At 65.3% G+C, this 1493-nt stretch carries 1 protein-coding gene; it reads left to right on the plus strand.

The window, feature by feature from the left end:
* Positions 1–644: 644 nt before the first annotated feature.
* Positions 645–1493 (plus strand): reverse transcriptase N-terminal domain-containing protein (locus EET13_RS29640; protein ID WP_211189169.1); only part of this gene is annotated, 849 nt, incomplete at its 3' end.

Here is a 1493-nt window from a genome sequence, read left to right on the forward strand (position 1 = left end):
GTGCGACGCGAGGTCGCACGTTTGTGAGTGGATGCACCGAGGGAGGTTCGATTATGTCGATGGTGTAGTCCCCGATCGGTGTCCGCGGATCGGTCCTCGCCCCGACGTGCGTTGCTGGTAACGGCAGGGTGCGGAGCTCGGGGGAAAGCCGAAGGGTTCTCGTCCCATCCGGGAGCCACGGGCGAGAGGAAGACCGGACGGGTGAATGATGTGAACCCTTGCTTGATGTCTCGTGACTGCGGATTCTCCGCGATGGGTGCTGGTAGCGGAGTTGGTAGGGGCTGGCCGCCGGAAAGCGGCAGGTGCCGGGTGGGCCATTCCCGTCCACCCGGGTGGACACCACCGCCCCCGGGATAAAGAGGGCACCCACCCCGGTCTGGTCTCACACGTGCGGAACGCGGAAACCCCGGCTGGGGTCCGGACGGCGCCTGCGCCGCTCCGGTAGGCCGACCGTGAGGAAGGCGGAATTCCCCAGCGGGACAGGATGGTCCAAGAAGCCAACGCTGGCGGCCGAAAAGCAGCGGGAAACCGGGACGAATGTCGTTGACCTCCAACGATGTCCGGGATAACCGGCCAGATACAGACGGTATGTCTGGCCCGCAAGGGAGCTGACGTGGACCAGGTGAGCTGGTGAAAGAAAGCTGATGACGACGCTGGAACCGGAGGGCAAGTTGGACGCCAACGCGACTGCCGAGGTGAACGGACCTGTGGACGATGTCATGGATTGGGACGCCGTGGATTGGCGTGCCGTCGAGGACGATGTACGGCGCCTGCGGCAGCGGATCTTCACCGCAAGTCAGGCAGGCGACCTCAAGAAGGTCCGCAGCCTGCAGAAGCTGATGCTTCGGTCGCGCGCCAACACGCTGTTGAGTGTGCGGCGGGTGACCGAGGACAACACCGGCCGCAAGACGGCGGGCATAGACGGACAGGTCATCACGACCTCGTTCGCCAAAGCGGCATTGGCGCACTGGATGTCCAGTAGCACCGAGCCGTGGCAGGCCCAGCCCGTGCGGCGGGTGTTCATCTCGAAAGCGAACGGCAAACAGCGCCCGCTCGGAATTCCCGTGGTCGTCGATCGCGTGCTTCAGGCACGGGTGAAGAACGCGCTGGAACCCGAGTGGGAGGCACGGTTCGAGCCGAAGTCCTACGGGTTTCGGCCCGGCCGTGGCTGCCACGATGCAATCGAGGCAATCTACCAGGTGGTCAAGGGCCGCGCCCCGAATCGCCTGTGGGCCTTGGATGCCGACCTGGCAGCGGCGTTCGACCGCATCGATCACAACCGGTTGCTCGAGTGCCTCGGGTCGTTTCCCGCACGGGCAATGATCCGCGATTGGCTTGAGGCCGGGGTGATGGACCGCGGCCAGTTCGCTCCGACGGAAGCGGGGACGCCGCAGGGTGGCGTCGTCAGTCCGCTGTTGCTCAATATCGCACTGCACGGGATGGAACAGGCCGCGGGAGTCAGGTACTTCCGCCGCAAGCGCGGCGGGATTGAG

The sequence above is a fragment of the Mycobacterium attenuatum genome (assembly GCF_900566085.1).
In the GTDB taxonomy this organism is placed as follows: Bacteria; Actinomycetota; Actinomycetes; order Mycobacteriales; family Mycobacteriaceae; genus Mycobacterium; species Mycobacterium attenuatum.